This window comes from Mumia xiangluensis, from assembly GCF_010994095.1.
Lineage (GTDB): Bacteria > Actinomycetota > Actinomycetes > Propionibacteriales > Nocardioidaceae > Mumia > Mumia xiangluensis.
Genome location: NZ_WJYO01000004.1, coordinates 447,694 through 468,867 on the forward strand (window position 1 = coordinate 447,694; position 21,174 = coordinate 468,867).

Genomic DNA, 21,174 nt, shown 5'->3' on the forward strand with positions numbered 1-21,174 from the left:
ATGGCACAGCAGAGCGTCCGGATCGTCATGAACGGCGTCACCGGTCGGATGGGGTACCGCCAGCACCTGCTCCGCTCGATCCTCGCGATCCGCGACGACGGCGGCGTGCAGCTGCCGGACGGCAGCCGTCTGCAGGTCGAGCCGGTGATCGTCGGCCGCAACGCCGACAAGCTCGCCGAGCTCGCGGCCAAGCACGACATCGCCGAGTGGACGGTCGACGTCGACGAGGCTCTCGCCGACGAGTCCGCGCCGATCTACTTCGACGCGCTCGTCACCTCGGAGCGCAAGAAGTCGCTCCTCAAGGCGATCGCGGCCGGCAAGGCGATCTACACGGAGAAGCCGATCGCCGAGACCGTCGGCGAGGGCGTCGAGATCGCGCGCGCCGCTGACGCAGCCGGTGTGATGAACGGCGTCGTCCACGACAAGCTGTACCTGCCCGGCCTGCTCAAGCTGCGCCGCCTGGTCGATGCCGGCTACTTCGGCCGCATCCTGTCGGTGCGGGGCGAGTTCGGTTACTGGGTGTTCGAGGGCGACTACCTCCCCGCCCAGCGGCCGTCGTGGAACTACCGCGCCCAGGACGGCGGCGGCATGGTCCTCGACATGTACTGCCACTGGAACTACGTGCTCGAGAACATCCTCGGCAAGGTCGAGACGGTCACGACCAAGGCGGTCACGCACATCGGCACCCGCTGGGACGAGAAGGGCGAGGAGTACGAGGCGACCGCCGACGACGCAGCGTACGGGATCTTCGAGCTCGAGGGCGGCATCGTCGCCCAGATCAACTCGTCGTGGGCCGTGCGGGTCAACCGGGACGAGCTCGTCGAGTTCCAGGTCGACGGCACGGACGGCTCCGCGGTGGCTGGCCTCTTCGGCTGCAAGGTGCAGTCGCGGGTCCGCACGCCGAAGCCGGTGTGGAACCCCGACCTGCCGACCGACCAGGTCTTCCGCGACCAGTGGTCCGAGGTGCCGGACAACCAGGAGTTCGCGAACGGCTTCCGGGCTCAGTGGGAGGAGTTCCTCCTCGACTGGCACGCCGGACGCCCGCACCGCCACGACCTCTGGTCGGGCGTGCGCGGGCTGCAGCTGGTCGACGCCGCTCTGGAGTCGTCGCGGGAGGGCCGGACGGTGAGCATCGAGGGGATCGCGTGACGACCACGCGCGGCACGATCGCGGTCCCGCGGGCCGACGGGACGTGGCAGGGCGTCGACCTGCGGGAGCCTCGCGACTGGGTCGACCACCCCGCGCCGTACCGCAGCCGTACGGTGTTCGCAGCCGCGCACGTCGTCGCCGACCCTTATCGAGAGAACGTCCCCGGCGCACCGGCGGCGATCGACTGGGAGTCGACGCTCGCGTTCCGCCGGCACCTGTTCCGGTACGGCATGGGCGTCGCCGAGGCGATGGACACCGCTCAGCGCAACATGGGCCTCGACTGGCCCGCGGTCGTCGAGCTCGTGACCCGCAGCGCGGAGCAGGCGCGCGAGGCCGGTGCGCGGATCGCCTCGGGCGCCGGAACCGACCATCGTGCCGAGCTCCGTACGCTCGCGGAGGTCACCGACGCGTACCTCGAGCAGGTCGCCGCGATCGAGGGCGCCGGGTCCCAGGTGATCGTGATGGCCTCGCGGCACCTCGCGGCGCTGGCGTCGTCGGCCGACGACTACCTGGCGGTGTACGACGCGGTCCTCGGGCAGGTCAGCGAGCCCGTGATCCTGCACTGGCTCGGCGAGGCGTTCGACCCGCACCTGGCCGGCTACTGGGGCTCGGCCGACGTCGACACGGCGACGGCCACGTTCCTCCAGCTGGTCGAGACCCACGCCGACCGCGTCGACGGCGTCAAGGTGTCGCTGCTGTCGGCCGAGCACGAGGTCGGGCTGCGCGCGGCGCTGCCGGAGGGCGTACGCCTCTACACCGGCGACGACTTCCACTACCCGGAGCTGATCCGCGGCGACGGCACGCACCACTCCGACGCACTGCTCGGAGCGTTCGCCGCCGTCGCCCCTGCGGCGTCGGCCGCGCTGGCTGCGCTCGACGAGGGCGACGTGGCGACGTACGACGCCGAGATGGCGCCGACCCTGGCGCTGTCGCGGCACGTGTTCAGCGCTCCGACGTACTACTACAAGACCGGCATCGCGTTCCTCGCGTGGCTGTCGGGCCACCAGCCCGGCTTCACGATGGTGTCCGGTCTCCAGTCGGCACGCAGCGTCGTCCACCTGTCCGAGGTGTTCGCCCTCGCCAACGAGGCACGCCTGCTCCCGGACCCCGACCTCGCGGCGCACCGGCTCGGTCTGCTCCTCGAGACCGCCGGGGCGCGACCGTGACGGCCGTGCTGGACGTGCCGAGCGGTGACGCGGCGCGCGTCGAGACGCCGCCGGTCGGGGATCCGCGCCTGGCGCGGCTCTCGCTGAACCAGCGGACGACCGCGCAGTGGTCGCTGCGCGAGGCCCTCGACGGTGCCCGCGCCGCGGGGCTGTCGTCGATCGGCCTCTGGCGCGAGCCGGTGGCCGAGGTCGGTCTGGAGACCGCGGCCCAGTGGGTTGCGGACAGCGGTCTGCGGGTGTCCTCGCTGTGCCGCGGAGGGTTCTTCACGGCCGAGGAGCCCGACGCCCGTGAGGCCGCCGACGCCGACAACCGCGCAGCGATCGACGAGTGCGTGGCGCTGGGGACCGACGTGCTCGTCCTCGTCCCCGGTGGGCTCCCCGGCGGCAGCAAGGATCTCGCCGGTGCCCGCGAACGCGCGGCAGAGGCGATCGGCCGGCTCGCGCCGTACGCAGGCGAGCGCGGCGTACGGCTCGGCATCGAGCCGATGCACCCGATCTTCGCCGCCGACCGGGGCGTCGTCTCGTCCCTGCGGCAGGCGCTCGACATCGCCGAGCAGCACCCCGCCTCACAGGTCGGCGTCGTCGTCGACACCTACCACTTGTGGTGGGAGCCGGACGTCGAGCAGCAGATCGCGCGCGCCGGCGAGCGGATCGTCGCCTACCAGGTGTGCGACTGGATCACGCCCGTCCCCGCGGACAACCTGCTGGGCCGCGGCATGATGGGCGACGGTCACGTCGACTTCCCGGCGTTCACGCGGGCGGTCGCGGCGACCGGGTACGCCGGTGACGTCGAGGTCGAGATCTTCAACGCCGACGTGTGGGCGGCGGCAGGGGAGGACGTCGTCGCGACGATGGCACGACGCTACGCCGAGCTCGTCGAGCCCTACCTGTGACACGGTTCCTCGTCGCGCCCGACAAGTTCAAGGGGTCGTTGGACGCGACCGAGGTCGCCGCGGCGATCGGACGCGGTCTGTGCGCCGCGGGTGCCGACGTCGTCGAGCTGCCGATCGCCGACGGCGGTGACGGCACGGTTGCGGCGGCGCTCGCCGCGGGTTGGACCCCCGTGCCCGTCACGGTCTCCGGGCCCACCGGCGAGCCGGTGCGGACCACGGTCGCGCGTCACGGGGACGACGCTGTGGTCGAGATGGCCGACGCGTGCGGACTCGTACGCCTGCCCGGCGCGCCTGCGCCGATGACCGCCACGTCACGCGGGCTCGGCGAGGCGATCGCCGCCGCGGTCGCCGACGGCGCGACCCGTGTCGTCGTCGGCATCGGCGGCAGCGCCTCGACCGACGGAGGTGCTGGGATGCTCACCGCGCTCGGTGCCCGTGTCCTCGACGGCGACGGCGTGCCGCTGGCCGACGGCGGTGCGGGCCTCGCCGAGGTCGCGTCGCTCGATCTGAGCGGCATCGATCTCGGCGGGACGGCACTCGTGGTGGCCTGCGACGTGGACAACCCGTTGACGGGCGAGCACGGCGCGGCTGTCGTGTACGCACCGCAGAAGGGGGCCGACCCCGCTCAGGTGGCGACGCTCGATGCCGCCCTCTCGTGCTGGGCCGACGTCGTCGCCGACGCGACCGGGCGCGACCTGCGCGACGTGCCCGGCGCCGGGGCCGCGGGCGGGGTGGGGTTCGCGGCGCTCGCCGTGCTGGGCGCCGAGACCCGTTCGGGTGCCGAGCTGGTCCTCGATCTCGTCGGGCTCGACCGGGCGCTCGACGACGTCGACGTCGCCATCACCGGTGAGGGGTCGTTCGATGCCCAGACCCTGCGAGGCAAGGGCCCTGCGGTCGTGGCCGCCCGAGCTGCCGCCCGCGGCATCCCCGTGGTCGTGGTCTGCGGCAGGACGACGCTCTCCGACGACGAGGCACGCACCGCCGGCGTCGACCACGTGTTCGCCCTCCAGCACGTCGAGCCCGATCTGGACCGGTGCGTGACCGATGCGTCCGCACTTCTCGAACGCATTGCTGCTGCCGTGACGTCGAGCGTGCTCTAGATTCGAGCCGTGGACAGCGGACCGGACGACGGCGGCAGTGAGGCTGCAAGCGTTCCCGGTGCGGGTGAGCCTTCTCGTGCCGACGACGCGGGCGACGCCGCGCGTGCGTCCGCCACCGCGTTCGATGTCGTGGTCGGAGCCGCCGACCTCACGCTGACGATCGGCGTACGCGCGGTCGTCACCGCGCGAGCCCTGCTCGGCCCCGCCGTCTCCCAGATCGCCCACCACCTCGCGTACCCGCCCCTCGTGCCGACCTCGCGCGCGCCCGGCACGCTGGTCGCGCGCCTCGGGGCCCGCGGGGCGCGGAGGCGTCGCGAGTCCGAGGACCTCGCCGTGCGCAGCGCACGCCAGGCGGTGCCGCTGATCGCCGACGCGGTGCTGGACCAGATCGACCTGACAGCCCTCGTGCTGTCGCGCGTCGACCTCCTCTCCGTCGTCTCCGTCGTCCTGGACCAGCTCGACCTCACCGAGCTCGTCACCAAGCAGGTCGCGCTGGGCGACGTCGTCCAGGCCGCCCTCGACGACCTCGACCTCACCGCGACCGTCCTCGACCGCGTCGACCTCCAGCGGATCGTCACGCACGTCCTGGATGGACTCGACCTCACCGCCCTCGTCCGTGAGCGCGTCGACCTCGACTCGCTCGCGAACCAGGTCATCGACGACGTCGACCTGCCCGAGATCATCCGCGACTCCTCCAGCGGCGTGGCCGCCGACCTCGTGGTCGAGGCACGCTCAGGAGCCGCGTCCGCCGACGAGGTCGTCGCACGCGCGGTCGACCGGGTGCTCGTGTGGCGCCGCAACCGCGAGAGGGGCGACAGGTGAGCGTCGCGCACAGCCATCCGGTCGGCCCCGGCGCGGGCCTGCAGGGCAAGCCCGCAGGTGTGGTCACGCGCACGATCGCCGGCGGGATCGACTACGCGCTCGCGGTCGTGGCGGTCGGGAGCACGTACGCGGGTCTCGCGGCGCTGAGCTTCCTCTACAACCCGGTGAGCTGGCACTGGCCGCGCTGGCCGTTCATCGTCCTGCTGGTGCTCGGTGGGGTCTACCTCGGCGGATACCTGACCGCGTGCTGGGCGACGAGCGGCAAGACGCTCGGCGGTCAGGTGATGGGCACGCGGGTGCTCGGACGGCATGGAGGACGCGTACGCCTGTGGCGGGCGGCGCTGCGTGCGCTCGTGGTCGTCGTCTTCCCGATCGGCCTGTTCTGGTCCGCCGTCAACCGCCACTCACGGTCGGTCCAGGACATCGTGACGGGCACCGAGGTCGTGTACTCCTGGCGCACCGCCGTCTGACCGGCCAGGCCCACTACTCGCCTCTGGCGAACTTGGCCCGGCCCTCCTCCGACTCCACCCGGAGCGCCTCGATGACGGCCTTCGCGACCTCGGGCTCGATCTTGCGGCCGATCAGCGGGATCTTCACCTTCACCTCGCCGTCGACGACGAGCTCGGAGCCGCCCGCAGCCGGACGGATCGCCATCGTGCCGTCCATCGTCGCCGGCTGACCCTTGATCGTCAGGCGCACCGTGCCGGACCGTGACCCGTCGGCGGCCGGCGGTCCCCACGACTCCACCTGACGCACCTCGACGGTCTCGCCGGTGATCTTCTTGATGAAGTCGGGCATGTCGGCAGGCATCGTCCGGTCGATCTGGACCTGGACCTCGTCGCCGCCGTCCTCGACGGTCACCTCGTAGGCGATCGCGTGGATCTTCTCGCACACCGCGGCGCGGAACTCGTCGTCGCGGATGATGTCGAAGACCTGGTCCGGGGTCGCGCCGGGGTAGTCGGCGATCTCGTGCAGCTTCATCCGGACATCATGGCAGTCCGCAGCGCCGACGCGGCAAAGTAGTGTTCGAGAGGTCACAACGATGTGAACCCGAAGGAGTCCGATCTTGTCCGTCGAGGAAGGCGAGCTGCCAGCAGAAGTCACCGAAGTCCTGGTGACCTCGTACTACCAGCACGTGCCATCTGACGAACGGGAGGAACGGCTGCCCGACGCACTGCGCGGCGCCGTCCTCAGCCATGCCGAGCTGGCGCGGGAGCGTCGACCGGGGGAGACGCTGCTGCGGGCCTGGGAGCCCGCCGAGGAGACCGACGGGTGGTCCGCCGGCGGGCACCTCGTGCTCCAGGTCGTCACCGACGACCGCGCGTTCCTGGTCGACTCGACCGTCGCGTACCTCGCGACCGCCGGGTTCGGCGTCGACTGGCTCGTCCATCCGCAGCTCGACGTCGAGCGCGACGGGGACGGCCGGCTGGTGTCCGCCCAGCTCGCCGGCCTCGCGGGAGGCACGACGCCCGGAGCCGGCGGCGCCAGCACGGTCCGCGAGTCCTGGATGTACCTCGAGATCGACCGCAGCGACCGCAACGACGCGGCCGAGGTGATCGTCGACGGGGTCCGCCGCGTCCTGCACGACGTGGGTCTGGTCAACGACGACTGGGGACCCATGCGGTCGCGTGCGCACGAGATCGTCGCCGAGCTGCGCTCCGACCCGCCGGTCGGGATCGGTGCCGACGAGGCGGGTGAGGCAGCCCAGCTCCTGGCCTGGCTCGCTGACGACAACTTCACGTTCGTGGGCTTCCGTGAGTACGACCTCGAGGGCGAGGTCGGCGACGAGCGGCTCCGTCCGGTGAAGGGCAGCGGGCTCGGCATCCTGCGCCACGAGCGCCCCGAGTCGGCGACGCTCAACCGTCTTCCGAAGTCGTCCCGCGAGCGGGCGCGGGAGAAGACCGTGCTGGTGATCACCAAGGCCAACTCGCGCTCGACGGTGCACCGCAGCAGCTATCTCGACTACATCGGCATCAAGACGTTCGACGCCGCAGGCAACGTCGTCGGTGAGCGCCGGTTCCTCGGGCTGCTCGCCTCCTCGGCGTACACCGGCAGCATCACCCGCATCCCGATCCTCGACCGCAAGGTCGCGCAGCTCGTCTCGACCCTCGGCTACGACGCCGACAGCCACGCGGCCAAGGAGATCCTCGACCTGCTCGAGACGTACCCGCGCGACGAGCTGTTCCAGATCCCGGTCGCGGGGCTCTCGGAGATCGCCGAGGCACTGATCCACCTCCAGGAGCGGCGCCACGTCCAGCTGTTCGTACGCCGTGACCCGTACGAGCGCTTCCTGTCGTGCCTGGTCTACCTGCCGCGCGACCTCTACACGACGGCCGTGCGCCTCAAGGTCGAGTCGATGATCGCCGAGCGGGTCGGCAACGACCCGATGATCGACTACGGGGTGTGGGTGAGCGAGTCACCGCTGGCCCGCGTGCACCTCGTGGTGCGTCCGCGCCCCGGCGAGGAGCTCGGCACCGTCACACCTGCGGAGCTCCAGGGTGAGATCGCCACCGCCGTACGCTCCTGGTCCGACGCGCTCGGTGAAGCCGTCGACGCCCGCTTCGGCCCGGCCAGCACCACCGCGACCCTCGCCGGTTTCCGGGACGCGTTCCCGGCGGGCTACAAGGAGGACGTCGCGGCCGTCGACGCGGTCGACGACGTGCTCGCCGCGCGCTCGCTGCTTGCGGGCCCGGAGGCGAGGGTCCGCCTGACCGTCGAGCCCGATCCCGCGGCCGAGGACCCGCACGCCCTGCGGCTGCGGCTCTACACCCGCGAACCCGCGGCCCTCACCGACGTGCTGCCGGTCTTCGCCTCGCACGGGGTCGACGTCCTCGACGAACGCCCGTACCGGCTCGAGACCGAGGAGCCCGTCTGGGTCTACTGGTTCCGCGCCCGCTCGCAGACCGTGACCGACGACGTGGGGCGCCGTCGGCTCACCGACGCGTTCGTCGCGTGCTGGGAGGACCGCGCCGAGGTCGACGGCTTCAACCGGCTCGTCCTCGCCGCGGGGCTCGAGTGGCGCCAGGTCGTCGTCCTCCGCGCGTACGCCCGCTACCTCCAGCAGGCCGGCACGCCGTTCAGCCTCGAGTCGTTGCAGCACGTGCTGATGTCCGAGACCGAGGTCGTCCGGCGCATCGTCGACCTGTTCGAGACGCGGTTCGACCCGTCGATCGACGATGCAGACCGCGAAGGGCTCACCGAGGCCGTCGAGGCCGACCTGCGCAAGCGGTTGGAGGCGGTCGAGGGACTGGACACGGATCGTGTCCTGCGGTCGTACCGGACCCTCGTGCGAGCGACGGCGCGCACGAGCTACTACCAGCGGGGCGCCGACGGCGGGCCACGGTCGTACATCTCGTTCAAGCTGGCACCGCGCGAGATCCCGGACCTCCCCGAGCCGCGGCCCGAGCACGAGATCTTCTGCTACTCGCCGCGGGTCGAGGGCGTCCACCTGCGCTTCGGCAGCGTCGCGCGCGGTGGGCTGCGCTGGTCCGACCGGCGCGACGACTTCCGCACGGAGGTCCTCGGCCTCGTGAAGGCCCAGATGGTCAAGAACGCGGTCATCGTGCCGGTGGGCGCGAAGGGCGGCTTCTACTGCAAGCGGCTCCCGGACCCCGGCAACCGTGAGGCCTGGATGGCGGAGGGCGTCGCGTGCTACAAGACGTTCATCTCGTCCTTGCTCGACCTCACCGACAACCGGGTGGGCGACGAGGCGGTGGCACCGCCGGACGTCGTCCGCCACGACGGCGACGACACCTACCTCGTCGTGGCCGCCGACAAGGGCACGGCGACGTTCTCCGACATCGCCAACCAGATCGCCGGCGAGTACGGCTTCTGGCTCGGCGACGCGTTCGCCTCCGGTGGGTCGGCCGGCTACGACCACAAGGCCATGGGCATCACGGCGCGGGGCGCCTGGGTGTCGGTGCAGCGGCACTTCCGCGAGATGGGCGTCGACTGCCAGACCGAGGACTTCACCTGCGTCGGCATCGGCGACATGTCTGGCGACGTGTTCGGCAACGGCATGCTGCTGTCCGAGCACATCCGCCTGGTCGCCGCCTTCGACCACCGCCACATCTTCATCGACCCCGACCCCGACGCGGCGACCTCGTACGCCGAGCGTCAGCGGCTGTTCGCTCTGCCGCGCTCGAGCTGGGCGGACTACGACCCGGGCCTGATCTCGGAGGGAGGCGGTGTCTTCCCGCGGACGGCGAAGACCATCCCGGTCAGCGACGCGATGCGGGCGACCCTCGGCATCGACGACGAGGTCACCACGCTCAGCCCGCCGGAGCTGCTGCGCGCGATCCTGAAGGCGCCGGTCGACCTGCTCTGGAACGGCGGGATCGGGACGTACGTCAAGGCGTCGTCGGAGTCGAACGCCGACGCCGGCGACAAGGCCAACAACGCTATCCGCGTCAACGGGGCCGACCTGCGCTGCAAGTGCGTCGGCGAGGGTGGCAACCTCGGGCTCACCCAGCTGGGGCGCATCGAGTACGCACTCTCGGGCGGCCGCATCGACACGGACTTCATCGACAACTCCGCCGGCGTCGACACGAGCGACCACGAGGTCAACATCAAGGTCCTGCTCAACCAGGTGATGGCACGGGGAGACCTGACCGAGGCCGAGCGCGACACCCTGCTGGCGTCGATGACCGACGAGGTCGCCCGGCTGGTGCTGGAGGACAACTACGACCAGAACGTGTCGCTCGCCGGGTCCGTGGACGCGGCCGTCAGCCTGCTCCACGCGCACGCGAGCTGGATGACGCGCCTGGAGCGAGGCGGGTACCTGGATCCGGCCCTCGAGTTCCTTCCCAACGAGAAGCAGGTGTCCGAGCGGCGCGCGGCTGGCGTGGGCATGACGGCACCGGAGCTCGCGGTCCTGCTGGCGTACACGAAGATCGTCCTCGAGGCGGAGCTGCTGGACTCCGACATCGCGGACGACCCCTACTACAAGACGCACCTCGTCCGATACTTCCCGTCGGCACTCCAACGGCCGTACCGCGCCGACATGGCCGAGCACCCGCTGCGCCGGCAGATCGTCGTGACGGCGATCGTCAACGAGATGGTGAACCGGGGCGGGATCTCCTACTTCCACCGGTTGTCGGGGGAGACCGGCATCTCGGCGGCAGACCTCGCGCGCGCTCGCTCGATCGCCGCGGAGATCTGTGGCGAGCGGGGTCTCCTGGCGCAGGTCGCGGAGCTCGACAACGTCGTGCCGGCCGATGTGCAGGAGCGGATGCGTGGCGCCGTCCAGGCGCTCGTCGAGCGCATGTCGCGGTGGTTGGTGAACCATCGGCGGTACGCCGACGTCGAGGGCAGCGTCGACTACTTCGACACGACCGTGGAGCACCTGCTGCGCAGTCTGCCCGGGTTCCTGATCGGACGGGAGCGCGACGCGTGGGAGGCGCGCACCGAGAGGCTCACCGCGGCGGGCGTCGCCCGCGAGGTCGCTGAGCAGTTCGCCGTCCTCGACCCGGCGTACGGCGCGATCGAGATGGCCGACGTCGTCCGCTCGACCGACGCCGACGTCGAGACGGTCGCGAGGGTGTTCCTGGAGCTCGGCGAGCAGCTGGGCCTGGACCGCCTCGGTCACCGTATCCAGGGCCTTCCGCGCGACGACCGGTGGCGATCGATGGCGCGGGCCGCCCTGCGCGACGACCTGCTCGGCGTGCACGGTCAGCTGGTCCGCAAGGTGCTGGCGACGACGGATGCCGAGCTCTCCCCGCACGACCGCGTCAGCGCGTGGGGGAGCTCCGAGGCGCAGGTCCTCGGGCGTGCCGAGGAGACGCTCGAGGAGATCTGGGGCGAGGACGCCCCCGACCTCGCGCGGCTCTCGGTCGGGCTCCGCGTGGTGCGGACGCTGCTGACCTGACGGCCGCCGGTCGTGGTGCTGCCTGACCGGCCTCGCTCAGCGGGGCTGGTCAGGCCCCTCGTCGTGACGGGGGCGCAGCGGGTAGACCTGCGCGTCGTCGCCGCTCTCGGTGCCGGGAGGATCGAGGAAGCTCGGGTGGGCCGGACCCTGCGTGGGGTCGTACGCGAACTCGTACGCCGTGGGGACCCCGGGCTTACGGGCCTCCCGCGAGCGACGTGCGCGCCGTTGGGCCAGTGCGTCCGTGCCGGCATCCGCGTCCGCGCCGGTCTCGACGGCGGAGGCCTCGTCGGCGTCCGACTCGAGGTCCGCCAGGGCGCCGCGGGCCGCCTCGCGCGCGACCGTCGGGGGAGCGATGGGGTCCTCGTGCTCGATGATCGGTGACAAGGCGTTGGCCTGGCCGCCGAAGGTGTCGAACCGGATCGCGGGATACTCCGCGGTCGGGAGCTCGTCCTCGTTGCGCGAGGCGGCGCCGGCCTGCGCGTACGGGGTGAAGGTCAGGCTCGGCCCGCGTGGCGGTGTCTCCGGGGCAGGCGGCAACGGCGGCAACGGCGGCGCCGGCGCTGCCGGCGCGGCAGGCGGCACCGGCGGGGCCGACGGCGTGGGCTCGGGCTCGTCGACGAACGCCGGGAGGTCCCACTGGGTCTCCTCCTGCGCGCGAGCCAGGCGGTACGCGGCTTCGACGTCGGCGATGCCGGCGAGCGGGTTGGTCCGCGTGATGGGGTCGGTGGCCCCGAGCATGGCGACGAAGCCCGACGGCGGAGCCGTCGGCCTGTCGGTGCCGGCCGAGGCCTCCGGGGGAGCGGGGGGCGGCGTCTCGGGACCCTTCACGGGTACGTCGGCGCGGCGGCGGCCGCCACCGGTCGGGGCGGGCGGCTCCTCCGCGAACGCGGATCGGGTCGGCGCCTGCTCACCCTCGCCGGCAGGCTGCTGCACGTCTGCGCCTGCGTCGTCGGTGTCATCGGCGTCGTCGTCATCGCTGCCAGAATCCGCGGCTGCAGCGGCTTCAGCGGCTTCAGCGGCTTCAGCGGTCTCCGGGGTCGACTCGTCGGTGGGTCGGTCGTCCTCGGGGACCTCGCCGCCTGTCGGCTCGGCGGTGTCGTCGTCCGTGGTCGCGACCTCGGCGTCGTGGGCCGCTGCAGGGGGATCGGACGCCGGCTCGGCGTCGTCCGCCTCCGTGCCCGCGACTGCCGGCTCGCTCTGCACCGCCTCGTCCGGCTCGAGCTCGGCCTGGGGCTCCGGCTCGGGCTCGGCCTGGGGCTCCGGCTCGAGCTCGGCCTGGGGCTCCGGCTCGGCCTCGGCCTCAGGCTCGTCCTCGGGCTCAGCTTCGTCCTCGGGCTCGGCCGGCGCTGTCTCGACAGCCTCGGCCGGAACCACCGGCGCGGCCTCAGGCTCGGCCGCGGCCGCCACCTCGTCCGTACCGTCCCAGACGTCGACGTCCAGGTCGGCCGAGTCGTGCTGTGCCTGTGCCTGTGCCGCCAGACGCTCGGCCTCGTCGGCCACCCGCGACGCCTCCGCGGACGCCCGAGCGGCGAGCGCGGCGACGAGCTCGTCCTCGTCGGGCGACAGGAGCTCGAGGCGCCGCTCGATCTCGCCGCGCAGCGACGGGTCGACCGATGCGACGAAGCGCTCGTCGAGGAAGGACGGCCGGTCCACCCCGGACGTCTGGCGCTCGTCCTCCCGCAGGAGCTTCTGCTCGAACGTCCAGAGGTCGCTGTCGGGGTCGAGGACGTCCGCGGTCTCGGGGTCGAGCATGCGTCCGTCGTCGGGATCGACGTGGCCGAGCTGGTGGGCTCGGCGCTCCTGCACGAGCGCGAAACGGTCCTTGGCGAGGTCGAGCTCGTCGCGCAGCCGGTCGATGTACGACGCCAGGGCCGCGACGATGCCCGCAGCACCGGCGACGGCCTGCTCCGTCGTGAGCTGACGCTCGAGCGCGGCCCGCGCGAGTCCTTCGAAGACCGCGGCCCCGCTCATGTTGCCCTCGACCCGCAGCTCGGCGGCGTGATAGGCGGCGGTGGCGGCGTGGACGCCCCAGTCGTCGGCGATCTGCCGGTCCTCGGACCGGTCGTGCTCGGTGAGCCGCTTGGTGGCGATCGCCGCTGCGAGCGCGTCCTCAGCCTCGGCGATCGTCGTCGAGAACGCGCGGCCGAGCGCGATGAAGAGCGCCTCCGGGTCGGCGGAGTCGTCGATCAGCGTCTCGACGTCGGCCTGCGCGAGCGCAGCGACGCGGCCGAGGACGGACTGCTTCTCAGCCATGACAGAGGTCCTCCGGTCCTTCAGGCGGTCAGCTCCGACTATCTCGCAGTCAGCTCGGGTTCACATGCGTGGGGTCGAGTACGCGGCGCAGGAACTCCTTCGTCCGCGCCTCCTGGGGGTTGCCGATGACCTCGTCGGGCGTCCCCTGCTCGACGATCACGCCGCCGTCCATGAACACGACACGGTCGGCGACCTCGCGGGCGAACGCCATCTCGTGGGTGACGACGAGCATCGTCATGCCTTCCTCGGCCAGGCGACGCATCACGGTGAGGACCTCGCCGACGAGCTCCGGGTCGAGCGCCGACGTGGGCTCGTCGAAGAGCATCAGGTTGGGCTCCATCGACAGGGCGCGCGCGATGGCGACACGCTGCTGCTGCCCTCCCGAGAGCTTCGCCGGGTAGGCGTCGTGCTTGTCGGTGAGGCCGACGCGGTCGAGGTTCTCGGCGGCGACCTTGCGCGCGTCCTTCTTGCCCCGCTTGAGCACGGTCTGCTGCGCGAGCATGCAGTTGCTGATCGCGGTGTGGTGCGGGAAGAGGTTGAAGCTCTGGAAGACCATGCCGATGTGGCGGCGGGCCGCGTCGATGTTGCCGTCGGGGTCCGTGAGGTCCTCGCCGGCCACCAGGACGGTGCCGCTGGAGGGGACCTCGAGAAGGTTCACGCAGCGCAGCAGTGTGGACTTGCCGGAGCCGGACGGTCCGATGACGCAGACGACCTCGCCCTGGGCGACCTTGAAGTCGATGCCGCGGAGGACGTGGTTGTCGCCGAACGACTTGTGGAGCTCTTTGATCTCGACGAGGTTCTCGGGCATCAGCGGGCCTTCCCGGCGGACGCTTCCATCCGGCGTACGACGACGGACAGCGGCAGCGTGATGATCAGGTACGCGGCGCCGGCGACGACCAGCGGCGTCATGTTGGCGTACTGGACGGACAGGTCGCGGCCGTACTTCGTGAGCTCGGCCTGCGTGGCAGCGAGTCCGATGATGTAGACCAGGGACGAGTCCTTGACCAGCAGGATCAGCTCGTTGGTCAGCGGCGGCAGCATCGTGCGGAAGGCCTGCGGCAGGATGACCTTGCGCATGGCCTGCCCCGAGGTCATACCGAGCGATCGTGCCGCCTCGGCCTGACCCTTGTGGACGGCCTGGATACCGCCACGGATGGTCTCCGCCATGTAGGCGCTCGCCACGATGCCGAGCGCGAGCCACACCGTGCCGTACGGGTCGTAAGGGATGCGCAGCGTCGGGAAGGCGAGCGGCATCAGCGAGAACATCAAGAAGACGATCAGCGCCGGCAGGCCGCGGAAGAACTCGATGTAGGCGGTCGCGATCCAGCGGTACGGGCCGATCTCGGAGAGACGCATGACCGCGAGGACCGTGCCGACCACGAGGCCGAAGACGAACGCGCCGGCGGTGTAGACGATCGTGTTCAGGAGTGCGCGGCCGAGCCCCTGCGTGATCGTCGTCTTGATCAGGTCGGGCTTGAAGAAGACCTCACCGATCTGCTTCCAGTCGGCGGCGAAGATCGCGATCACCACGATGGCGATCAGGACGGCGTACTGGACGGCCCGGATCCGCTGAGCCCGCTTGCGCGGGCTCAGCGGACGTCGAGCCGCCACCTTCGTGGGGGTGCTCATCGCTCTCCTGTGAGGTGGGCGGACGTACTGCGAGGGGTGACGTTACCCCTCGGCTGCTACTCGCCGAAGTACTTGGCGAAGATCTCGTCGTACGAGCCGTCTTCCTTGGACGTCGTCAGGACGCCGTTGAGACGCTCGATGAGCTTCTCGCCGTTGGCCTCCTTCACGGCGGCGAAGCCGTACTCCTCGCCCGTGTCGAACTCGGTCGCGACCTTGGTGTCGGGGTTGTCCTTGACGAAGTCGTACAGGACGCCGTTGTCGTTGATGACGGCGTCGACACGGTTCGCGAGGAGCGCGGTGGCCTCGAGCGACAGGTCGTCGAAGGCGACCGGCGTGTAGCCGTACTTGGCGGCGTTCTCGTTGGCGTAGACCTCACCGGTGGTGTCGGTCTGGACGCCGAGCTTCTTGCCCTTGAGGTCCTCGAGGCCGGCGATGCCGGAGTCGGCCTTGACGAGCAGCGCCTGCGTCGCCTCGAAGTATGGGTCGGAGATCGCGATCGCGGCCTCGCGCTCCGGGGTGATCGTCATGCCGCCCATGCCGACGTCGCACTTGCCGGCCTTGAACGCGGCACCGGAGGTGACCTGGTTCCAGTCGACGTCCACGATCTCGGTCTCGAGGCCCATGTCGTCGGCGAGCAGGCCGAGGAGGTCGGTGTCGAAGCCGACGATCTCGCCCGAGTCGTCGGGGTACTGGAAGGGCTTGTACGGCAGGTTGGTGCAGATCGTCAACGTGTCCGCCTTGACGAGCTCGATGCCGTCGACCGTCGCGGCGCTGTCGCCCCCGTCGTCGTCGCCGCCGCAGGCCGCCATCGTCACGGTGAGAGCGAGTGCCCCGGCGGCGGCCGCAGCCGCGCGTCCCAGGCTTCGTCCGGTGACCTTCATGGGTGATGCTCCTTGAGCTTGATGGATCTGAGACTGAATCTCTTGAGGATGGGATGTAACCATACGAACAACACGGAATTGTTACGGTCACAGCAGATCGTCGTCCAGGGCGTTGCGGCTGCCGGACAGGCTTCTGCACCCCCGTTCCCGGCGTCGTTCTGACATCGCCCGCCCCACAGGCCGATGATCAGGGGAACGATGATCGGCGAGGGGGTCGGATGCGGGTGCTCGTGGCTGGTGCCACCGGGTTCGTGGGCCGTCGGCTGGTGCCGGCCCTCGACCGGGCCGGGCACGACGTCGTGGCGATGACCCGGCACCCCGACACCTACGACGGACCGGGGTCCCCGGTCTACGGCGATGTCCACGACGCAGAGTCGCTCCCGCCGGCGCTCGACGGCGTCGAGGCGGCCTACTACCTGGTGCACTCGCTGGACTCCGACGACTTCGTACGCCGTGACGCCGAGGCAGCGACCGCCTTCGGTGTCGCGGCGGCCGCGTCGGGGCTGCAGCGCATCGTCTACCTGGGCGGGCTCGGCGACGACGCCGACGACCTCTCGGACCACCTGCGCAGCCGCCGCCAGGTCGAGGGCCTGCTCGGGGGTGGCGGCGTCCCCGTGACGACGCTGCGGGCGGGGATCGTCGTCGGTCACGGCGGCATCTCGTGGGAGATCACGCGCCAGCTGGTCGAGCACCTCCCCGCGATGGTGACGCCCCGCTGGGTGAGCACGCGGACGCAGCCCATCGCGGTGGACGACGTGATCCGCTACCTGGTCGGTGTGCTGACGCTGCCGGCAGGGACCGACCGGCCGTACGAGATCGGCGGCCCCGAGGTGCTCGAGTACGTCACGATGATGCGGCGCGTCGCCGCGATCGAGGGCCGCCGCCCGGTGATCGTGCCCGTGCCGCTGCTCAGTCCTGGACTGTCGGCGCGCTGGCTGTCGCTGGTGACCGACGTGGACGCACGGGCCGGCCGCTCGCTGGTGGACTCGATGGTCAACGAGGTCGTCGTCCACGACGACGCGATCCGGACCGTGGTGCCGTTCGAGCCCCTGGGGTACGACGACGCCGTACGCCGAGCACTCGCCGAGCGCGCGGAGGAGGCGGAGGTGTGAGCCGACCGCCGGCGGTGCTGGGCGCCGTACGCGAGCGCGCCCGCGGCCTCCTCCCGCGTGGCCTCGGGTACGCCGTCCCGGCACGCGAGCGCGAGCCCGACGCCGTGGTCCGGCGCCGTCGCCAGGCCGTCGGCGTCGGCTGCGTCGCGGGCGCGGGGATGCTCGGCGTCTCGCTCTCCACCGAGCCGGGCTCTCGGCAGTTCTACGGGCTCACGCTGGCGACGGCGGCGACGTGGTCCCTCGGGTCGCTCGCGTCCGGGCCGTTGCACCAGGGCTGGATCGAGATGCAGGACGGGGTACGCCGCCGGCCGGTGATGGTGCCCGTCGTGACCGGCGTCGGGGCGTTCGGGTGCTTCGTGGCCGGCGCGCTCGTGGCACGGCGGGTGCCGGTGCTCGACGACGCCGTACGACGGGTGCTGCGCTTCGCCGAGGAGGGGAGCACGCCGCTGGTGGTGCTGACCACCGTCGCGAACGGTGCCGCCGAGGAGCTGTTCTTCCGCGGGGCGCTGTACGACGCGGTGGGGGAGCGGCACCCGGTCCTGGTGTCGACCCTCGCGTACACCGCGACGACCGCAGCGTCCCGGAACCCGTCCCTCACCCTCGCCGGCGCCGTGATGGGGACGCTGTTCGGCCTGCAGCGGCGAGCGACCGGGGGGATCCAGGCACCGCTGCTCACCCATCTGACCTGGTCCGCGCTCATGCTCCGCTACCTGCCGCGGCTGTTCCGCGATCGACAGCGCTTCCGTTACTGATGAGTTCGGGTGAGACTCGGGCAAAGGGCCAGCGTGACGCCAGCGTCGCGTCGGGCCTCCGTCCCTCGGAGAGGAACCCGCCGTGCGACTCATCCGTGTCGTGGGCGCCGTCGCGAGTCTCGGGCTCACGTCGACCGCCCTCCTGGCAGCGCCTGCCACCGCCCTCGAGCGACCCGACTCCCCACCCGACCACCGATCCTTCGGCGACGCGCCGTCCGAACGCTCCCTGACCGCGAAGGCCGCCCGGTACGCCGCCAAGCACACGACGGCGGGCGACCCGCTGCCGATGCCGGCGTCGTACCCGGTCCAGCCGACGCTGAAGGTCTACCCCGAGACCGAGCCCGACGCGGCCGACACCGGCAACCTGACCGGCTACGACCAGATCGCCCCGATCCTCAACGACCTGATGGCGTCGTCGGACCGTGTGTCGACGCAGGTCGTGGGCGAGTCCACCCAGGGCCGCGAGCTCTACCTCGTGACGGTGACCGCGCCCGAGCGCCGGAGCGAGACCTCGCAGCAGACGCGGTGGCGCGACGAGATCCGCGAGGACCCGAGGTCGGCGGCCAAGGACCGCAGGCTCGCCCGTGACTACAAGACGCCGATCTGGATCAGCTCCAACATCCACGGCAACGAGTGGGAGGGCACCGACGCGGCGCTGACCTACATCGAGCAGCTCGCGACCGCGCCGTGGAGCGAGGTGCGGTCGCTGCTGAGCGAGCACCGCCTCTACTTCAGCATCACGCTCAACCCCGACGGCCGCACGATCGGGCAGCGCGCCACCGCGCTGAACCTCGACGAGAACCGCGACATGATCACCAACACGACACCGGAGTCGATCTCGTTCATCCGGACCGCCCAGGCCGTCCAGGCGCTGTACGCGGCCGACTTCCACGGCTACACCGGCGTCCTCCAGGTCGAGCCTTGCGGTCCGCCGCACGGCGACGACTACGAGTACGACCTGTTCATCCCGCACGCGTACGCGTCGTCGCTGCAGGTGGAGAAGGACGTCGTCGAGGCAGCGATCCCGGGCAACACCTACTACGACGTCACGACCGGCAACGTCGTCCCCGAGGTCACCGGCCCCGACTCCGCGCACATCAAGATCCCCTACCGCGACACCCCGTCCGGGTGGGACGACTACCCGCCGATCTTCACCGCTCAGTACGCCGCGTTCTCCGGCGCCGTCACGTCGACGGTCGAGCTGCCGAAGTCGCGGCCGAACAGCAGCAGCCAGACGCCGGCGAACGCCGTCATCAACACCGCCGTCGCGCTGCAGACGATGCAGAGCCTCGTCGACTACGTCGAGAACCACGACCAGGCGATGCTCGACGACCAGATCGAGTTCTTCCGGCGGGCGGACGTCGGTGCACCGCGTACGGCGCTGACCTCGGCGAACATCGCCGACGTCCCCGGACCGCAGGAGTGGAAGGCGGAGTGGGACGCCGCCGACGACCAGAACCCCGTGACGTACCCGCGGGCGTTCGTGATCCCGCTCGGCGACGAGCAGCGCTCCGAGGCTGATGCACGCGTGCTCGTCGCGCAGCTCCAGCGGCACGGCATCGAGGTCGAGAGGCTCGCGGGACGGGCACGTCTCGGCGGGGTCACCTATCGGGAAGGCGCGTACGTCGTCGACATGCACCAGCCGTTGCGCAACCTCGCGCACGCGCTGCTGGCACCGGGGACCGACATCTCGGCGAAGTTCCCGAGCATGTACGACATCTCGGCGTGGAGTCTCGGCTACCTGTGGGGGGCGACGGTCGAGCCCGTCGGCGTCACCGGCCAGGGCTGGCTCCCGCGGACCCGGCCGATCTCCCACCACGAGGACGGTGGCGACGTGCCGCGGCGCGGCTCGTACCTGACGTTCGAGCTCGCCGGGGTCGACGACTACCGCGCGCTGAACGCGCTGCTGGAGGACGGGGTCGCCGTCTCGGCCCTCGCCGACGGGTCGGCCGTGGTCGGGTCGGACCGGGCGTCGTACGCCGCCGCGAGCGAGGTCGCCGACGAGTTCGGGACCGACTTCGACGCCGCCACGCGGGCGGAGCTCGCCGAGCTCCGGTCGGGGACGGCGAAGGGGCTGGAGGACCTGACGATCGGCTACACCGGCACGCAGGACGACCTCCTGTCGCTCACGCAGCTGGGCTTCGACGACCTGGTCGCGCTGAACGCGGCGACGATCACCGCCGACCCGGCGGTGCTCGACGACGTGGACGTGCTGTGGCTCGGGTCGGCGCTGACGTTCAACGCCACCCAGGCGGCGGGGAGCGCCGCCGTACAGGCGTTCGTCGACGACGGCGGCAGCATCGTCGGCCGCGGCTCGGGCGCGTTCAACACGGCGCGGACGTTCGGCCTCGTGACCGGTACGGCGGTGGGGGGCAACAGCTCCGGCAACGGCATCGTCGCTGTCGACACCGCCGCTGACGGCGTGCTCGCGCCGTACGCGCAGGACTACTCCTTCATCTACCCGGCGACCTGGTTCACGGGTCTCGGCGAAGGTGTCACGGTCGAGCAGTCGTACGACGCGGAGGACCCGTTCGTCGCCGGCCACTGGCGCCGCGGTGGCGCAGGCGGCACGACGCCGAACGGCCCCGAGGACGCCGCCGGCCAGCCCGCGGTGGTGTCCGCGGAGGCGGCGTCGGGTGCGAAGGCGTTCGTCTTCGGGACGTCGATCATGTTCCGTACGCACCCGAAGGGCGGGCAGAGCCAGGCTGCACGCGGTCTGTTCTGGGCGGCACCGGAAGGAGAGGGCGTGCTGACGCCCTGATCGTCCACGTCGATCGGTCAAGGGGGCGTCGCCGTCGCGGCGACGCCCCCTAGACTCGCCGCCATGTTGCACGCCGCCGTCCTCGTCGTCGGCACGCTCGTGAGCCTGGTGCTGCTCGGTCTGGCCACGGGGTTCAGTCCGACGCTGATCGCACTGCAGGTCGCCGTGCTCGCGCGATCGCCCGGCTCGTTACGCCGTGGCCTCATCGTCGCGGGAGGCGTCGCAACAGGCGCACTCATCCTCACCCTCCTGCTGCAGGTCACCAACCCCGACGCGTGGGAGCGGCTGTTCAGCGGCCGGGTGAGGTCGCTGCTGCTGCAGCGCGCGTTCGACCTCACCGCCGGCGTCCTGTTCGTGATCGCCGGCCTGTGGGTGCTGCGGAACCGTCACGCGACGGTCGACCACACGGCCGTGCGGACGGCGTCACGCCTGCTCGACCGGCCTCGCAGCCTCTTCGGGTTCTCGGCGGCGAACACCGTCATCGGTGTGAGCGCAGCGGCGAGTGCCTATCTTGTGGTGCGGCTCGCCCGGGAGGCGAGCTCGGCGGGCATCCTGCAGGTGCTCGTCTATGTCGGGTTCGCCATGGCGGCTGCGCTGCCGTACCTGCTGATGGCCTGGGGGACCGAGCGCTTCCCGATCCTGTCGCGGGCGGTCGACCGGATGACGGGGTGGATCCGCTCCCGGAGCTGGCGCACGGTCGGCGGGGTCCTGCTCGTCGCGGTCGGCGGCCTGCTGGTCGTCGCGTCGCTGACGCGGTACTTCGGTCGCGGTTGAGGCAGCGGACCGGACC

16 protein-coding genes are annotated in these 21,174 nt (G+C 71.5%); 11 read left to right on the plus strand and 5 right to left on the minus strand.

The genetic code is table 11. The annotated features are described in order from the left end of the window. Genes GH747_RS15200 through GH747_RS15225 form a run of 6 tightly spaced genes read left to right on the plus strand, consistent with a single transcriptional unit; the run spans window position 1 to window position 5,600 of the window. On the plus strand, window positions 1-1,149 hold the full coding sequence (locus GH747_RS15200) for a Gfo/Idh/MocA family protein (protein WP_149770427.1): 1,149 nt from the start codon (window positions 1-3) through the stop codon (window positions 1,147-1,149). Beyond that, the gene (locus tag GH747_RS15205; protein ID WP_228552944.1) at window positions 1,146-2,315 is read left to right on the plus strand and encodes a dihydrodipicolinate synthase family protein; all 1,170 of its coding nucleotides are present in this window, start codon (window positions 1,146-1,148) and stop codon (window positions 2,313-2,315) included. Before GH747_RS15200 ends, GH747_RS15205 begins: the two co-directional genes overlap by 4 nt. Next, a complete protein-coding gene (locus tag GH747_RS15210; protein ID WP_228552945.1) occupies window positions 2,312-3,208 on the plus strand; it encodes a sugar phosphate isomerase/epimerase family protein in 897 nt (298 codons plus the stop codon). Before GH747_RS15205 ends, GH747_RS15210 begins: the two co-directional genes overlap by 4 nt. Further along, the gene (locus GH747_RS15215; protein ID WP_149770428.1) at window positions 3,205-4,308 is read left to right on the plus strand and encodes a glycerate kinase; all 1,104 of its coding nucleotides are present in this window, start codon (window positions 3,205-3,207) and stop codon (window positions 4,306-4,308) included. Before GH747_RS15210 ends, GH747_RS15215 begins: the two co-directional genes overlap by 4 nt. Window positions 4,309-4,317: 9 nt before the next feature. Beyond that, entirely contained in the window at window positions 4,318-5,130 is an 813-nt protein-coding gene (locus GH747_RS15220; RefSeq protein WP_149770429.1) for a hypothetical protein, read from the plus strand. Further along, a complete protein-coding gene (locus GH747_RS15225; protein ID WP_205602956.1) occupies window positions 5,127-5,600 on the plus strand; it encodes an RDD family protein in 474 nt (157 codons plus the stop codon). Before GH747_RS15220 ends, GH747_RS15225 begins: the two co-directional genes overlap by 4 nt. A gap of 13 nt (window positions 5,601-5,613) precedes the next feature. Here the strand turns inward: GH747_RS15225 and GH747_RS15230 are convergent, their stop codons facing one another. Further along, the gene (locus GH747_RS15230) at window positions 5,614-6,111 is read right to left on the minus strand and encodes a DUF2505 domain-containing protein (RefSeq protein WP_149770430.1); all 498 of its coding nucleotides are present in this window, start codon (window positions 6,109-6,111) and stop codon (window positions 5,614-5,616) included. Between the two features lie 85 nt (window positions 6,112-6,196). Between GH747_RS15230 and GH747_RS15235 the strand changes: the two genes are divergently transcribed. After that, complete coding sequence (locus tag GH747_RS15235) at window positions 6,197-10,996, plus strand: NAD-glutamate dehydrogenase (protein WP_163695664.1); 4,800 nt, start codon at window positions 6,197-6,199, stop codon at window positions 10,994-10,996. Window positions 10,997-11,032: 36 nt separating this feature from the next. On the opposite strand, the gene GH747_RS15240 is transcribed toward GH747_RS15235, so the two are convergent. From GH747_RS15240 to GH747_RS15255, 4 genes are read right to left on the minus strand one after another with little or no spacing between them, the layout of a single operon-like run. Beyond that, a complete protein-coding gene (locus tag GH747_RS15240; RefSeq protein ID WP_149770432.1) occupies window positions 11,033-13,249 on the minus strand; it encodes a hypothetical protein in 2,217 nt (738 codons plus the stop codon). A 49-nt stretch (window positions 13,250-13,298) separates the two neighbouring features. Further along, the gene (locus GH747_RS15245; RefSeq protein WP_149770433.1) at window positions 13,299-14,057 is read right to left on the minus strand and encodes an amino acid ABC transporter ATP-binding protein; all 759 of its coding nucleotides are present in this window, start codon (window positions 14,055-14,057) and stop codon (window positions 13,299-13,301) included. After that, window positions 14,057-14,878, minus strand: coding sequence for an amino acid ABC transporter permease (locus GH747_RS15250; protein WP_149770434.1), 822 nt, complete (start codon window positions 14,876-14,878; stop codon window positions 14,057-14,059). Before GH747_RS15250 ends, GH747_RS15245 begins: the two co-directional genes overlap by 1 nt. A 56-nt stretch (window positions 14,879-14,934) precedes the next feature. Further along, window positions 14,935-15,759, minus strand: a complete 825-nt coding sequence (locus GH747_RS15255) for a transporter substrate-binding domain-containing protein (protein ID WP_149770435.1) — start codon at window positions 15,757-15,759, stop codon at window positions 14,935-14,937. Window positions 15,760-15,977: 218 nt separating this feature from the next. On the opposite strand from GH747_RS15255, the gene GH747_RS15260 reads away from it, so the two are divergent. The 4 genes from GH747_RS15260 to GH747_RS15275 all read left to right on the plus strand — a co-directional run bounded on the left by GH747_RS15260 (window position 15,978) and on the right by GH747_RS15275 (window position 21,158). Continuing rightward, on the plus strand, window positions 15,978-16,871 hold the full coding sequence (locus tag GH747_RS15260) for an NAD(P)H-binding protein (protein ID WP_149770436.1): 894 nt from the start codon (window positions 15,978-15,980) through the stop codon (window positions 16,869-16,871). Further along, window positions 16,868-17,623: a CPBP family intramembrane glutamic endopeptidase gene (locus tag GH747_RS15265; protein ID WP_228552946.1), complete on the plus strand. Its 756-nt coding sequence runs from the start codon at window positions 16,868-16,870 to the stop codon at window positions 17,621-17,623. The genes GH747_RS15260 and GH747_RS15265 overlap by 4 nt, the downstream gene beginning before the upstream one ends. A gap of 82 nt (window positions 17,624-17,705) precedes the next feature. Further along, complete coding sequence (locus tag GH747_RS15270) at window positions 17,706-20,384, plus strand: M14 family zinc carboxypeptidase (RefSeq protein WP_205602957.1); 2,679 nt, start codon at window positions 17,706-17,708, stop codon at window positions 20,382-20,384. A 63-nt stretch (window positions 20,385-20,447) separates the two neighbouring features. After that, on the plus strand, window positions 20,448-21,158 hold the full coding sequence (locus GH747_RS15275; protein ID WP_149770437.1) for a hypothetical protein: 711 nt from the start codon (window positions 20,448-20,450) through the stop codon (window positions 21,156-21,158). The last annotated feature ends 16 nt before the right edge of the window (window positions 21,159-21,174 follow it).

Excerpts from the sequence above, each read along its gene's own strand:
- GH747_RS15200 (WP_149770427.1), top strand. The coding sequence starts at position 1 with ATGGCACAGCAGAGCGTCCGGATCGTCATGAACGGCGTCACCGGTCGG.
- GH747_RS15230 (WP_149770430.1), bottom strand. The coding sequence starts at position 6,111 with ATGAAGCTGCACGAGATCGCCGACTACCCCGGCGCGACCCCGGACCAG.
- GH747_RS15240 (WP_149770432.1), bottom strand. The coding sequence starts at position 13,249 with ATGGCTGAGAAGCAGTCCGTCCTCGGCCGCGTCGCTGCGCTCGCGCAG.
- GH747_RS15245 (WP_149770433.1), bottom strand. The coding sequence starts at position 14,057 with ATGCCCGAGAACCTCGTCGAGATCAAAGAGCTCCACAAGTCGTTCGGC.
- GH747_RS15250 (WP_149770434.1), bottom strand. The coding sequence starts at position 14,878 with ATGAGCACCCCCACGAAGGTGGCGGCTCGACGTCCGCTGAGCCCGCGC.
- GH747_RS15255 (WP_149770435.1), bottom strand. The coding sequence starts at position 15,759 with ATGAAGGTCACCGGACGAAGCCTGGGACGCGCGGCTGCGGCCGCCGCC.
- GH747_RS15260 (WP_149770436.1), top strand. The coding sequence starts at position 15,978 with ATGCGGGTGCTCGTGGCTGGTGCCACCGGGTTCGTGGGCCGTCGGCTG.
- GH747_RS15275 (WP_149770437.1), top strand. The coding sequence starts at position 20,448 with ATGTTGCACGCCGCCGTCCTCGTCGTCGGCACGCTCGTGAGCCTGGTG.